The 14,507-nt window shown below is 72.3% G+C and carries 12 protein-coding genes; 5 read left to right on the plus strand and 7 right to left on the minus strand.

Annotation, left to right across the window (positions count from 1 at the left end):
- Positions 1-9 precede the first annotated feature (9 nt).
- A complete protein-coding gene (locus G448_RS0110480; RefSeq protein ID WP_026407933.1) occupies positions 10-828 on the plus strand; it encodes an RDD family protein in 819 nt (272 codons plus the stop codon).
- Between the two features lie 7 nt (positions 829-835).
- Here the strand turns inward: G448_RS0110480 and G448_RS16250 are convergent, their stop codons facing one another.
- The 6 genes from G448_RS16250 to G448_RS0110510 form a co-directional block, all read right to left on the minus strand.
- Complete coding sequence (locus G448_RS16250; RefSeq protein WP_051268918.1) at positions 836-1,084, minus strand: Trm112 family protein; 249 nt, start codon at positions 1,082-1,084, stop codon at positions 836-838.
- 3 nt (positions 1,085-1,087) lie between these two features.
- Entirely contained in the window at positions 1,088-1,531 is a 444-nt protein-coding gene (locus G448_RS0110490) for a DUF3499 domain-containing protein (RefSeq protein WP_026407934.1), read from the minus strand.
- A gap of 84 nt (positions 1,532-1,615) precedes the next feature.
- Positions 1,616-2,059 carry a metallopeptidase family protein gene (locus G448_RS0110495; RefSeq protein WP_425393651.1) on the minus strand — a complete coding sequence of 148 codons (444 nt, stop codon included), beginning with the start codon at positions 2,057-2,059 and terminating at the stop codon, positions 1,616-1,618.
- 131 nt (positions 2,060-2,190) lie between these two features.
- Complete coding sequence (locus tag G448_RS0110500; RefSeq protein ID WP_051268920.1) at positions 2,191-3,717, minus strand: DUF5719 family protein; 1,527 nt, start codon at positions 3,715-3,717, stop codon at positions 2,191-2,193.
- Entirely contained in the window at positions 3,714-7,799 is a 4,086-nt protein-coding gene (locus G448_RS0110505; protein WP_026407937.1) for a glycosyltransferase, read from the minus strand. Before G448_RS0110505 ends, G448_RS0110500 begins: the two co-directional genes overlap by 4 nt.
- Positions 7,796-8,053: a WhiB family transcriptional regulator gene (locus G448_RS0110510; RefSeq protein WP_211228010.1), complete on the minus strand. Its 258-nt coding sequence runs from the start codon at positions 8,051-8,053 to the stop codon at positions 7,796-7,798. The genes G448_RS0110505 and G448_RS0110510 overlap by 4 nt, the downstream gene beginning before the upstream one ends.
- A gap of 475 nt (positions 8,054-8,528) precedes the next feature.
- Between G448_RS0110510 and G448_RS0110515 the strand changes: the two genes are divergently transcribed.
- On the plus strand, positions 8,529-9,272 hold the full coding sequence (locus tag G448_RS0110515) for a TIGR03089 family protein (protein WP_026407939.1): 744 nt from the start codon (positions 8,529-8,531) through the stop codon (positions 9,270-9,272).
- A 38-nt stretch (positions 9,273-9,310) separates the two neighbouring features.
- Here the strand turns inward: G448_RS0110515 and manA are convergent, their stop codons facing one another.
- A complete protein-coding gene (gene manA, locus G448_RS0110520) occupies positions 9,311-10,504 on the minus strand; it encodes a mannose-6-phosphate isomerase, class I (protein ID WP_026407940.1) in 1,194 nt (397 codons plus the stop codon).
- A gap of 97 nt (positions 10,505-10,601) precedes the next feature.
- On the opposite strand from manA, the gene rfbA reads away from it, so the two are divergent.
- The 3 genes from rfbA (at position 10,602) to G448_RS0110535 (ending at position 14,485) form a co-directional block, all read left to right on the plus strand.
- Entirely contained in the window at positions 10,602-11,474 is an 873-nt protein-coding gene (gene rfbA, locus G448_RS0110525; protein ID WP_026407941.1) for a glucose-1-phosphate thymidylyltransferase RfbA, read from the plus strand.
- 151 nt (positions 11,475-11,625) lie between these two features.
- Entirely contained in the window at positions 11,626-13,464 is a 1,839-nt protein-coding gene (locus G448_RS0110530; protein WP_026407942.1) for an NTP transferase domain-containing protein, read from the plus strand.
- A gap of 10 nt (positions 13,465-13,474) precedes the next feature.
- Entirely contained in the window at positions 13,475-14,485 is a 1,011-nt protein-coding gene (locus G448_RS0110535) for a DMT family transporter (RefSeq protein ID WP_026407943.1), read from the plus strand.
- Positions 14,486-14,507 lie beyond the last annotated feature (22 nt).

Raw genomic sequence — 14,507 nt, forward strand, 5'->3', positions numbered from 1 at the left:
GAGTCTGACATGATGAATGAGGCCCCTGCCTCGTCCGAGCGGATGATGATGCCCGACGTGGTGATCACCGGCGAGGCCGTGGCCCTCGAGGTGAGCGCCGCCTCGGCCGGGCTGCGCATCCTGTCCGGCCTGATCGACTACATCCTGTACAGCAGCGGACTCGTGATGAGCCTGATCACCTGGAGCAGGCTCTCCTCGTCCGACGACGAGAGCCCGTCGCGGGCGGCGATGATGGTCGAGGCCTCGCTCATCCTGCTGCTCTGGGTTCTGCTGGTGCCTCTGACGGTCGAGACCCTCTCCCGGGGGCGATCCGCGGGCCGGCTCATCACCGGCGCACGAGTGGTGCGCGACGACGGCGGCTCGATACGGCTGCGCCACAGCCTCGTGCGCGTCCTGCTGACAACGGTGGAGATCTGGATGACTCTGGGCGTGGTGGCCAGCCTGGCATGCGTGGCGACGCGCCGTGGCAAGCGGCTGGGGGATCTGCTGGCCGGCACCTACGTGGTCCACGAGCGCTCGGCGGCGGGGGCCGCTCCTCCTATCCTGATGCCTCCGGAGCTGGCCGCGTGGGCATCGCAAGCGGACCTGCGCGCCCTGCCCGGCGATCTCGCACTGGTCGCGAGAACCTTTCTGCAGCGCGGCTCGTCCATGCAGCCCGCACCGCGAGTGCACCTGGCGACACGGCTGGCGGCGGAGGTCGAGCCCTACGTGGCGCCGCCGGCTCCGGCGGGGACTCATCCGGAGCGCTTCCTGGCGGCGGTGCTGGCCGAGCGCAGGGACCGCGAGTTCATGCTCGAGCTGCGGGACAGACGAGCCGACCAGGAGTAGGGAGCCGTCACCGCCGGCTCGAAACCCTCCGCTCGTCGGCGTCCGGGCGCGGGCCCTGTCGGAGCGGGACCGCCTCGCGGATCAGAAGGACGGGCACGCCGTCGCGCACCGGGTAGGCCAGGCCCGCGGACGGCGACTCCAGGCGCGGGGCGCCGTCGGGACCGGAGCCATCGACGAGTTCTCCGCCGGTCACGGGGCAGCGCAGGAGGCTGCGCGCCCAGGGCTCGATGACGGTGGGGACGGGTCGAGCGGGCACGCGTCAGTCCTCCTTCTCACCGCGCAGGACGCGCAGGTGGCCCCGTCGCATGATCTCCCCATCGCCCAGGCCGACGAGGTGGTCGGGCAGCGTGTCGGGCGCCTGCGTGAGGGAGGCGGGGAGGATACCGCCGGGCCGACCGGAGTGCTCGGCCGGCTGGGGCTTGGGCCGCGGGGCGCGCGAGGCCTCGCGCACGGCGTCGGCCAGGGCGGTGAGGTCGTCGTCCGACGGCGGAGCCGGCTCGAAATCGGTGGCCAGCCGGATCACCTGCCAACCGCGCGGGGCGGTGAAGGACTCCACGTGCTTGGCGCACAGGTCGTACGCCTCGGGCTGGGCCTCGGTGGCCAGAGGGCCCAGCACGATCGTGGAGTCGGCGTAGACGCTCGTCAGCGTGGCGACGGCGGGACTCTCGCAGCCGGGCCTGCGGCAGCGTCGGACTCTTCTCACGTGCGCAGGCTATCGCGCGGAGCCCCGCATGAGGCACTCAACGCACACGTTCGCCTCCCCCTGCTCGCTCCAGGCGGGCGAGGCCTACGCCTCCGGATCGATCTCCTCGGGACTGCGCCCCAGCATCAGCGCCACCTGCTCGACGACGACGCGCCGAACGAGCTCGGTGAGCTCGGCATCGTCCTGGGCGCGGGAGGCGAGGGGACGGCGGTAGACGACGATGCGCGAGGGGAGTCCGGCGCGCGGTCGGGCGGCGAAACCCCGCCCCAGGACGACGCCGTGCTCCCACGGGGCGGGATCGGAGGGAGGCACCTCCTCCACGGCGAACTGGATGGAGCCGACCTGCGGCCACCGACGGGTCAGGACCTCGGCGGCGGAGACGACGAGCTCGTCGAAGCGCTCGGCGCGCGTGCGCCAGGCGGGCAGGTGCGGGGGCAGGAGCGGGCCTCGCAGGCCGCGTCCATGACGATCCCGGCGACGGATGGAGGCGGTCACGGGAGCTGGAGCGCTGCGGGACGGGATCGGCACGGCCTCAGCCTAGACGACCGGCCGGGGCGCTCCCGTCGCCGCCTCGGCCGGGACGGACTCGAACCGATCTCGGTGCGGCTCCCGAACCGAGATGATCGGCGAGCGGAGCGGGAGGCAAGCCGATGCGCGCCTCAGCGCAGAAGCAGGCGGCTCTCCGCCAGGGCCGTTGAGTCGGCCACAGCCGGTACGACCGCGATGAGAGTGCCAGCGGCGTCCCCGTCGACCTTCGCCGTCACCACTGCGGCCGCCGTCACCTCCCGGGAGGGCGGACCCGCGATCGTCAGTGCCGCGACGCCCTCGGGCACCCGGGGCGTCACGGTGCTGCCGGCCGGGACCTCCGTCTCCTGGGTCCAGGTGCCGTCGGCCGAGGACAGAGTCACCGTGGTCGAGGTCTCCCCGGAGTTCGTGAGCACCAGCTGGGGGGTCAGCCCCTCGGCCCGGGGCAGGGCGATGGAGCCGGCCTCCCCGGCGTCGGGCGCGGCCGCCTGCGACCAGCCGACATCGTGGACCAGCGCGCCCGAGCGCTGGGGGTACTCGCCCGCGCTGCGCACGAGCCGGACACCGCCCGCCAGCGGCATGTCGGAGCTGACGTGCACGCCGTACGCCCCCGCCGGCACCCCGCTGAGGGAGACGTCGAAGACCGCGCCCGGATCCACGACCACCGAGTCCGCCCCCGGCAGGGCCCGTGCGCCGTCCGGGCCGATCATCGATATCGACGCGGTCGCGGGCTCGCTGCCGGGATTGACCAGGCGCACCGCCGGGACGTCCGAGGAGTCGGGCGCGTCGGCGGCGGCATCGAGGGTCCTCTCCCCCTGATCGGCCGCGTCGACCAGGACGACGCCGGGAATGGTCAGCTCAGCGGCGGGAGCGGCGCCCGCCGTCATGATCTCCGTGCCGGCCGCGGTCTCGCCATCGAGGGACTCGGTGGCCAACGCGGACACGAGAGTCCCCCCGACGGACTCGATGCTCAGCGCCAGGCGGGGATCATTGCCGGCCGCCTCCAGCAGGACTCCCATGGTCTTGCCCGGGGGCACGACCACCTGGCCGCCCGAGGGCAGCGGGATCTCGCCCACCGAGCCGTAGAGGCGGACGGTGGCCGTCACCGATGTGGTGCCGGGGTTGGTCAGACGAAGCTCGGCCGACGATCCGAGCGCGGTCGATCCTCCCACGATCCAGGAGATGGCGGCCGGAGGCGTGCAGGGGGCCGCGGTGAGCCCGCGCAGGTCCCCGTCGGCGCTCAGCGTGGTCGTCGCGCCCACGGCGCCCATGGGCCTGCGCCCGGCCGGGTCGACCGTCAGCACGCCGCCGGTGGCCTCGGAGAACGTGGTGACGGGCTTGCTCAGCGCCTCGCCCTTGTACGTCAGGCCGGCCCCCTCCTCAAGACTGCTCAGCGTCGTGGTGGCGGTCGTTCTGCCGACGGAGATCGCGCCCAGGGTGTTGTTGGGAGCGGCGTGGCAGGCGTAGACGATCTCTCCGGCCGGCGCGGGGACACTGACTGCGGTCACATCGGCGCTCCGGTGCGCCGGGACGCGACCGCCCAGCCACGTCAGGCCGGCCAGGCCGACGACCAGGACGACCGAGGCGATCAGGGTCGCCGAGCGGCGGAGAACTCGGCGACGGCGCGCAGTCCTGCGAGAGGCGGAGGGGATCTCGGTCATGCGACGGTCCTCCTGCGCCGCAGGGGCAGTGCGGCCAGCGCGGTGATGGCCCAGGTCGCCCAGATGAGGCGGGCGGAGACCGTGCCCGCCGTGGTCCGATGGGAGACGACCAGCTCCCCTCCGCCCTGAGGCACGGCGAATGCCTGCCTCCAGCCGCCGGTGGCGTCCTGGAGGCCGACCGCCTCGAGGGGCTCGTCGTTCAGGGTGGCGTACCAGCCCGCGTCGGCGCGCTCGGCCAGGACGAGGGTGCGTGCCCGTCCCTCGGGGGAGTCGGGTATGTCCGCGGTCACACCGATGCCGGCGCCGGCGGAGGTCGGCAGGGCCTCCTGCGCGCCGTCGGCCGTCAGAAGGGTGACGCGCGAGGACTCCGCGGTCCCGCTCGGGCTGACGCGCCAGGAGTTGCCGGCGGCCGTCTGCGCGAGCTGGTCGAGACCCGGCGTGGACTCCAGGCCCGCGCGAGCCAGTGCGGTGGTCTCGTCCCCGGGGGCGTCGGTCAGGAGGACGACGGCGATGCCGTGGGCGGCCAGGTCGTCGGCGGCACTCTCGTCCTGACCCGTGGTGGCACGGGTCACGATGTCCGCCAGCTCCGCATCGGCGGGATCGGCGGGCGCCATGCGCAGCGTCATCCCCGACGGATGGGAGGCGATCGCCGACACGAGGGCCGTGTCGACCGGGTCGGCCGAATCGGCCGAATCAGCCGAATCAGCCGAGGCGGTGCTGCCGGTGTCCTCGGCGAGCCGGTCGCGCAGCTGTGCGGCCAGGACGTCGGGGACGACATCGGTGAGCTGGGTGCCCGCTCCGCGCCAGGTGCGCACGATCATGCCCTCCGGGGTCGAGGTCAGCGCCAGGACGCGGCCGGCACTGGCCGAGCGCTGGGTCTCCCTGGCGATGACGGGCACCTGCTGCGCGCCCGGACGCAGAGCCATGATGGTGGCGTCGGCGCCGAGACCGGTGGAGTTGCGAGCGGCCAGCGCCCAGGAGACTCCGACGGTCAGCGGGACGACGAGCCCGACGATGGTGGCCGCGGCCAGGACGAGGTGACGCCACCCGCCGGCGCGTCGCACGAGACTCGCGCCGGCGGCGTCGGCACCGGCCAGGCCCGCCGCGAGCAGCCCGGCCGTGGCCAGCGTGATGCCAGTGCCCGCCCAGCCGGTGACGGTCACCGATCCGGTCCCGTCGGGCAGGGTGCCCACCGCGGTGATCGAGCGCACGGCGAGCAGCGCGAGCCCCAGACCGCCCAGAGCGCCGAGCAGGCCGGCCCGAGCCCGGTGCCCGCGTCGTCCCCCGGCGACCAGGCCGCACAGCGCGACCGCGGGCAGGATCGCCAGGAGCGCTCCGGCGACCAGCGCGACGGCGGGATCGGTCACGAGCGCGGTCATGCCGACGGGCAGGCCCAGGAGCGCATCGAGGGGCGAGGGCGCCGGAACCGCCACGGGGCCGCCCGCATCGGTGAGCAGGTAGCGCAGTCCGGAGGCGATCCCCTCGGCCGAGACGAGGCGCCCGGCGTGCCACCATGCGGGCGCCGCGGTGGCGGCCACGGGCAGAAGGGTCAGGACGAGGCGCAGGGCCGAGTGCCGCACCACCGCCATGAGGACCAGCAGGCAGCCGAGCACGACCACCGCCGTGCTCGGAGCGGCGGCGACGACGAGGGTCAGGAGGATGCCGGCAACGGCTGCGGCCGTCGGCGAGCCGGGCCCGTAGCGCTCGGTGGTCGCGGCGAGGGCGACGGCGCGCTCACGCGGAGCCGCCGAGTCCGCCGTACCCTCCGTCGCCGCAGTCGCCGCAGCATCCGTCGTGGAGGAGGCCGGACCGTCGCCCTCGTCGTCCTCGGCGGAGCGCCGCGCCTCCGCGATCGGGTCGGACGAGCCGAACTCGGCGTCGTTCTCCTCCACGATGCGGGCCAGGGCGACGGCGCGCTCACGCGGAGCCGTCGAGTCCGCCGCATCCCTCGTCACCGCAGTCGCCGCGATCACCGCAGTCGCCGCAGCATCCGTCGTGGAGGAGGCCGGACCGTCGCCCTCGTCGGCGCCCTCGTCGGCCTCGGCGACCTCATTGTCGGGACCGGTCCCGTCCGACTGCGCGGCGTCATCCGAGTCGTCGGCGAGAGCGGCCAGGTCCTCGACGCGCTCCGAGGCGAACCGGTCGAGATCGGCCTTCTCCCGCTCGGTGGCGTGGTGAGCATCGACCAGACCGGAGAGCACCGCATCACGCCGATCGGCGCCGACGGCCCGCGCGAGCGCGAGCAGCGCCCAGGGCAGGGCGAGATGGACCAGCACGGCCGTCAGCCGCCCCTGGCCCACGGCCAGCAGAAGAGCGGGGGCCAGCGCCCAGGTCAGCGCCGCCCAGGCCCGCAGGCCCACGCGTCGGGTGATGGTCCCCGCGGCGAACCAGGCGCCCAGGGCCGCCAGCGGCACCGCCGCCAGGATCAGCAGGCGGATCAATCCGTCTCCGTCGAGCCCGAACCGGCTCGCCACCGCGACTGGCAGCGCGAGCAGCGCGAGCAGAGGGTTGGCGACGGCGGTGTAGCCGTCACCGGATGCGGCCCAGGTCGCCCAGGCGGCGCCCCACAGGGCGCGCCCGGTGGTGGCCAGGCCGACCGAGGCGCCGCCGGTGATGGAGCCCGTCACCAGCAGCGGGCTCAGGCCGGCTCCCGCCACGACGACCACCGCCAGGAGCACGCCGGTCAGCGACAGGCGGCGACGACGGGCCAGCACCGCGAGCTCGCGCAGCTCCAGCTCGCTGGGGGCCGCGGCGCGCGCGGCCCGTTCGCGCTCCTGACGCCGGCGGTCGCGGCGCACCGAGCGGATGTCGGCGGCATGGACGTAGAGCCGGGTCAGGACCGAGCGGCGCACGGTGGCGTGGGAGGCCAGGCGCCTGCGACCCCGCCTGATGGCGCCGCCACGGCGCAGGACGGTCAGGGCGGCCCCGAGCTCGGCACGGGCCAGGGCCGGGGACTTGGTCAGCAGGCGCACCCCGGAGCGGGCGATTCCCAGGATGAGGAACCAGATCAGGAGCAGACCGATGGGCCGGCCGGAGAAGGTCGCCCAGGCGGTGAGCTGGGCGATGCGGCGCGCGCGGAAGGAGCGGTCCGGGTCGGGATCCGCCGCCCGCGCCCACGGCGCCGAGGGGAGCGCGTCCGCGTCCGCCGCGGGACGTTCGGGAGCCCCGCCCTGGGATGGGCGCAACCCCAAGTAGCTGGCGCGCCGGTGGCGGATGACGGCCTGCGGGACGACGACGACGCGATGACCGGCCAGGCGGACCGCGCGCGACAGCTCGAGGCCGTCGTTGAAGACCGGGAACTCGGGGGAGGTGCCGTCCAGCTCCTCCCATACGGCGCGGTCGATGAGAGCGCCCGCGGTGCCGACCGCCAGGACATCGGAGCGGTCGTCGTGCTGGCCCTGGTCGATCTCGCCCGCGACGACGTCATTGGCCCTGCGCGCCGACGCGGTGGTGCGCAGCCCGACCTCGAGGAGGTGCTCGGGCTCATCCCAATCGACCTGCTTGGGCCCGACCAGCGCGGCCGAGCGCGCCTCCGCGACCGCGGCCAGAAGAGCCTCGAGACATCCCGGGGCCGGCGCCGCATCGTCGTGGAGCAGCCACAACCAGCCCCTGCCGCCCCTGCTCGCTCTGCTGCTCCCGGCGTTCCCGCCCTCGCGATCGGCGGCCCGCCCCCTGCGCCGCGTCGTGCCGCGCGAGCGCTTCGAGTCCGCGGCGCCCGAGGGCCGATCGGACGAGGCCCGGGGCCCGCGCGTCCCGGTCCCGCTGAGCTCGGAGTACAGGGCCAGGCCGCGGGCGACCGCGTCGCCGAAGCCCCTGGCGTCGGGGGCGCGCACGACGCGAACCCGCATGCGCGCATCGATCCCCGAGGCCGCGACGACCTCCTCGACGGGCGTTCCGTCACCCAGACCGTTGTGACGCGAGGCCACGTCGATCACGATCACGGCCTCGGGCTCCACGGACTGCCGGGCAACGGATCGCAGGGTCCGGCGCAGGTAGGGCGTGACGCCCGCGGTGACCACGACCGCGAGCGCCTCGGTCCCGGTCGTACGAGCAGCCGGGGCGCCGGGTCCCGCCGGGCTCATACCGCGCGACGCTTGAGCTTGCGACGCTCCCGCTCGGACAGGCCGCCCCAGATGCCGAACCTCTCATCATTGGCCAGGGCGTACTCGAGGCACTCCTCGCGAACCTCGCAGGACGCGCACACGCGCTTGGCCTCGCGCGTCGAGCCGCCCTTCTCGGGGAAGAACGCCTCGGGATCAGTCTGCGCGCACAGGGCGCGCTCCTGCCACGCGAGCGGCCCCTCGTCAACCTCGTCACCGCCGAAGAGGAACAGCAGGGTCTCGTCGTCGGCTTCGTCGGTGCGCGCGAGAGGACCCTCGCCGAGAATGTTCCACACGTTGGCTTCCCTTCAGGTCAGGGGCAGGTAACTACGCATGAATTACACGGGCGTGAGCAAAGAGAGTCAAGCCGGGGAGGGATATGTCACCCAATCGTAACCATCGGCGTCATTCCGCCGAAAAGTCCGTGTAACGGAACGATAACAGCGCCCTCGGAGCCAGGATTTTGAGGGTTCCTCTACACACCCCTCGACACCCCCTCCGGCGGGCTCCGGCACGGGCCCGGCGCGGCCCCCGCACGGGCCCGGCGCGGCCCCCGCACGGGCCCGGCGCCCGTCGTCGCGTCCCCGCGGCGCCCGCACCCGGACCCCCTCCCCGCGCCCGCGTCGCGACCGCCCGAGCCGTCTCGGGAGACGACGCGCGACAGTGGCGCGGACGCTTGAATCGCACCCGGTTTTTGCTTGAATCTCCCCCATGCCCGATGCGCTCGCCCGAGCCCTGCCCTCCGCCTCCGACTCCTCCCACCCGTGGCTGGTGTGGTACTCCCCCGACGAACGCGTCGAACTCACCGGCCGCGTCCTGAGCATGTGGAACGCCAAGTGCGCGGGACTCATCGCAGAGGAGGCGGGATTCGGCGCCGGCGTGCACCTGGGAATGGGGCCGCACTGGCGGACGATGACGTGGTGCGCGGGGGCCTGGCTGGCGGGGGCCGTGCCCGTCCTGCTCGACGCCGACGATCCTCTTGTAGGAAACCTACTAGAAGAGGCACCCAGCATGTCGGTCGCATTCAGGATTCATTGGTTGTTTCCCTCAGCGGACGTTCAGGTACTTGTGACAATGGAATCCCTCGCGACACGCTGGCCGGGCCCCCTCCCGCCGCTGGTGCTGGACGGAGTCGCCGATGTCATGCCCCTCGCGGACCGCTTCCCGGCCGTCCCGACGGACGGCTCCGCTCCCGCCCTGCAGATCGTCCGCAACGGCGAGCCGCGCACGGTGAGCCGGGACGCGCTGGTCGCCGCCGCCCCTGGGGCCGACGCCGAGGCGGCGCTCGCCACGGGCGCCCGGGCCCTCCTGATCCAACGGAGGACGACCGAGCAGGCGCTGCTGGGCGTTCTGGCCGCCTGGAGGGCCGGGCTCACGGCGGTGCTGGTGTCGCCGGACGCCGACGCCGCCGTGGTCGCCTCGGCCGCGCGTCAGGAGGGAGCGTCCAGCGCCTGATCGCGAGCCGTCCGCCGGCGGACGGCTCGCCCCCGGTCTCAGGGAACGTCGGCCTGGACGACGACTCCGTCCCCATCGACGGCGAGCACGCGCTCGTCGGCCCCGATGAACAGGGCCTGGCCGCGCGCGAGCGCCGCTCGGCCGCCGGGAGTCGTGATCGCCGTCTCCCCCTCGACCGCCAGGACGATCCGGGGCCCGCGTCCGGGCACCTGCACCCTGCCGTCGGAGGGGACGACCTCGGTCACGAGCAGCTCGAAGTCATCCACCGGCGCGTAGTAGGCGCGGGTGGCGCGGGAGAGGTACTCCGGCGCGGGCCGCACCGGCGGAGCGGCCACGTAGTCCACGCAGGCGAGCATCTCGGGCACATCGACGTGCTTGCTCGTCAGCCCCGCCCGCAGCACGTTGTCGGAGGAGGCCATGATCTCCACACCGAGTCCGCTGATGTAGGCGTGCACGCTGCCCGCGGGCACGAAGAGGGCCTCGCCCGGCTGGAGAGTGACGGGGTTGAGCAGCAGGGCCGCGGCCACCCCCGGGTCGCCCGGGAAGGTCCTGGCCATGATCATGGCGTTGGCGTCCGCGCGCCGCGAGGGGGAGGCCCCCCGCTCCAGGCGCACGGCGATCTCCTCGACAAGCTCATCGATCTCCGCGGCCGTGGGACGGGTCCCGGCGGACACGAGCTCGGAGAAGACCTGGCGGATGCCGAACCGGGTCGGGTTCAGACGCAGGGTGCGCCGCATGCGATGGGCGAGCGCGGAGTCGAGGCCCGACAGGACCTCGGCGGCCCGACGAGGGGCGCGGAACCCCGCCACGGCCTCGTAGCGGCTCAGGGCCAGCACCATCTCCGGCTTGTGATTGTCGTCCTTGTACGAGCGGGCGGGATCATCGAGGGCCAGCCCCGCCTCGTTCTCGAGTCGGAATCCCTCGACCGCCTGCTCCAGCGAGGGGTGGACCTGCAGCGAGAGCGCCCGCTCGGGAGCGATGAGCTTGAGCAGGAAGGGCAGGTGGGGACCGAAGCGCCTCACGACGTCCTCGCCCAGCAGCCGCTGCGGGTCGGCGTCGATGAGGTCGGCCAGAGTAGCGGATCCTCCTGCGATACCGGCTGGGCCGGAGGCGTGGGCCCCGTACCACTGCTCGGCCCAGGGACGCCGATCGGGGCGCTCGCCGAGCAGCTCGGGGATGGCCGTCGTCGAGCCCCAGTCATAGGACTGGCGCGCACCGATGAGTCTCTCCATAACAACACGCTAACCCATTACCCGCGGGGCGCCGCAGCACGACGACCGCGGCGCTCGCGATGCGACGCCGGAAGCACGCATGGGCCACACTGAGCGCATGCGAGGAATCATTCTGGCCGGTGGCTCCGGCACGCGACTCAACCCGATCACCCTGGGGACCTCCAAGCAGCTGGTACCCGTCTACGACAAGCCGATGGTCTACTACCCCCTGAGCACCCTCATGCTCGCCGGGATCCAGGACGTTCTCATCATTACCACCCCCCATGACGCCCCCTCCTTCCACCGTCTCCTGGGAGATGGCTCCCAGCTCGGCGTCAACCTGTCCTACACCGTTCAGCAGGAGCCCAACGGACTGGCCCAGGCCTTCGTCCTGGGCGCCGACTTCATCGGCACCGACAGCGCCGCCCTGGTCCTGGGCGACAACATCTTCTACGGCCCCGGTATGGGCACCCGGCTGCGCCGACACACCACTCCCGACGGCGGCGTCGTCTACGCCTACCAGGTCGCCGACCCCACCGCCTATGGCGTGGTCGAGTTCGATGAGAGCTTCAAGGTGATCTCCATCGAGGAGAAGCCCGCCCGCCCCCGCTCCACCTACGCCGTGCCCGGCCTGTACTTCTACGACAACGACGTCGTCGAGATCGCGGGGGGCCTCAAGCCCTCCGCGCGAGGCGAGTACGAGATCACCGACGTCAACCGCACCTACCTGGAGGCCGGCAGGCTCACCGTCGAGGTTCTCCCCCGCGGCACAGCCTGGCTCGACACCGGTACCTTCGACTCCCTGGCCGATGCCACCAGCTTCATCCGCACCGTCCAGCACCGCCAGGGCCTCAACATCGGCGCTCCCGAGGAGGTCGCCTGGCGCATGGGCTTCATCGACGACGAGGGTCTGCGCCGGCGCGCCGAGCCGCTCGCCAAGTCGGGTTACGGGACCTACCTCCTGGGGCTGCTGGACCGCGGGCGACGATGAGCCCGGAGACGTTCGCACCGGCCGCGGGACGCGCCCCGGCGACCGGGAGCGGGCGCAGAGTGACACCCCCCACGTTCACTTTTCGAAGTTCATTCGTTACCTTTGAACACACCCCGATCCCACCGGAAAATGAACGGACATGGTGAAGCCGATGACAGAGCCGATGACAGGCGCGCTCTCGCAGCCCCAATTCGACGTCCTGTACGCCCTTGCGCGCGCGGACGCCCCGCTGACGCAGCGCCAGATCCAGGAGACGACCCGGATGTCGCTGGGCGGCGTCAACACCGCCGTGCGCATGTGCGAGGCCGCCGGATACATCGCCGAGCGGCGCATCACGCAGGCCGGCAGGAGGGCGCTGGAGCCCTACCGGGTCGATAACGCGGTCATCATGGCCGCGGGCCTGTCCGAGCGCTTCGCCCCGATCTCCTACGAGCGCCCCAAGGGGGTGCTGCGCGTGCGCGGAGAGGTCCTCGTCGAGAGGCAGATCGAGCAGCTGCACGCGGCGGGCATCACCGACATCACGGTGGTCGTCGGGTACAGGAAGGAGTACTTCTTCCACCTGGCCGACCGGTTCGGGGTCAAGATCGTCGTCAACGACGACTACGTGGCCCGCAACAACAACGGCTCGCTGTGGGTGGTGCGAGAGGACCTGGGCAACACCTACGTCTGCTCCTCGGACGACTACTTCACGTCCAACCCCTTCGACTCCCACGTGTACCAGGCCTACTACTCGGCCCAGTACGTCGAGGGCCCCACCCAGGAGTGGTGCATCTCCACCGGTCCCGGCGGACGGATCACCGGCGTCACGGTCGGCGGTCACGACGCCTGGACGATGCTGGGGCACGTCTACTTCGACCGCGCGTTCTCGGCCGGCTTCCGACGCATCCTGGAGGAGGTCTACGCCCTGCCCGAGACGGCGCCCAAGCTGTGGGAGCAGATCTACATCGAGCACGTCAAGGATCTCGACATGGTCATCCGGCAGTACCCGGCCGGGGTGATCAACGAGTTCGACTCGCTCGACGAGGTCCGCGGCTTCGATCCCATGTTCATGGAGAACCTCGACTCCGAGATCTTCGAGAACATCTCCTCGGTCCTGGGATGCCGCAAGAACGACGTGCACGACTTCTACCCGCTCAAGCAGGGCATCACGAACCTGTCGTGCCACTTCGCCGTGGGTGAGGAGCAGTACGTCTACCGGCACCCGGGCATCGGCACGGACAAGATCGTCGACCGGAGGGCCGAGTTCGAGGCGCTGAATCTGGCCCGGGACCTCGGCATCGATCGCACCTTCGTCACCGGCGACGCCGCCAAGGGCTGGAAGATCTCGCGCTTCATCCCCGACTCGCGGAACCTGGACGCCTCCCGCCCGGAGGAGCTCGAGCAGGCCATGCGCATGGACAGGGAGCTGCACGAGTCCGGCAGGACCCTGACCCGGACCTTCGACTTCGTCCGGGAAGGGGTGGCGTACGAGAGGATCCTCGAGGGCTACGGCCCCATCGACGTCCCGAGGTACTTCGAGCTGCGCGACAAGGTCATGAGGCTCAAGGAGTTCGCCGACGCCGACGGCTTCCCCGAGGCGCCGAGCCACAACGACTTCTTCCCGCTGAACTTCCTCGTCTCCCCCGACGGCCGCCTCGATCTCATCGACTGGGAGTACGCCGGCATGTCCGACGTCGCCAGCGACTTCGGCACCATGGTGGTGTGCGCCCAGCTGCCGCTGGACCGGGGGGATGAGGCGCTCGAGTTCTACTTCGGCCGAACGCCCACGGAGCGCGAGAGGCGCCACTTCTGGTCCTACGTGGTCTTCGCCGGCTGGTGCTGGTACGTGTGGGCGCTCGCCAAGGAGGCCGAGGGGGACGACGTCGGCGAGTGGCTCCTCATCTACTACCGTCACGCCGTCGACCATGTCGACTGGCTCCTGGCCGATTACGCAGAGGCCGCAGAGCCGACCACCGCCCCCTCGGGGCCGGCGGAATCCCTTTCGGAATGAGGAGCGCAGCATGAAGTACGGAATTCTCAGCGGCATGCTCTGGGGCGTCGATACCGTCGTCCTCGGCATGGCCCTTCTGCTCGCGCCGTTCGTCGGCGGGGATCACGCATCCCTGACCAGCGCAGGCCTCCACGACGCGTCCAGCGCCGTCATCCTCCTGATCTACATGGCGGCGCGCGGGCGCCTGCGGGACACGGCGGCCGCCATCAGGACGCGCAGCGGCAAGGCCGTCATGCTGGCCGCTCTGCTGGGCGGACCGATCGGCATGACCGGTTACCTCATCGCCATCAACAACATCGGTCCGGGCTACACCGCGATCATCTCCACGTTCTACCCCGCCTTCGGCACACTGCTGGCCTTCCTCCTACTGGGCGAGCGCATGCGGCCCCGCCAGATCGTGGCGCTCATGGTGGCGCTGGCGGCCGTGGCGGTCATCGGCTGGTCCTCCTCCAGCGAGGAGACCACCGGCTCGGCCCTGATCGGTGTGGTCGCGGCGCTCGGATGCGTGGTCGGCTGGGGCTCCGAGGCGGTTCTCCTGGCCTGGGGCATGCGGGACGACATCGTCGACAACGAGACGGCGCTCCACATCCGCCAGACCACCTCGGGCCTGACCTACCTGCTCATCGTGATCCCCGTCTCGGGCGCGTTCCGCTTCGCCGCCGGCGCCGCCATCTCACCGGCCACCGCCGTGATCGTCCTGGCGGCGCTCACGGGCGCCGCGTCCTACCTCTTCTACTACAAGGCCATCAACGTCATCGGCGCCTCGCGCGGAATGGCGCTGAACATCTCCTACTCCGCGTGGGCCGTCGTCTTCGCGCTGGTCCTGCAGGGAACCGTGCCGACCGCCCTGCAGATCGTCTGCTGCGTCGTCACCCTCACGGGCACCGTGCTGGCGGCCACCTCCGACTGGCGCGAGCTGCGAATCATCCGGTTGCCGAGGAGCGGGTCGGCGGATGGTCGCAGGGCGCCGGGGGACGGGTGCGGGCCCGAGCCCGATCGGGACGCGGCGCTTCCGACCTGAGACCCGTGACGGCGTCGTCGCC

Source organism: Actinomyces gerencseriae DSM 6844 (assembly GCF_000429265.1).
GTDB classification, from domain to species: domain Bacteria; phylum Actinomycetota; class Actinomycetes; order Actinomycetales; family Actinomycetaceae; genus Actinomyces; species Actinomyces gerencseriae.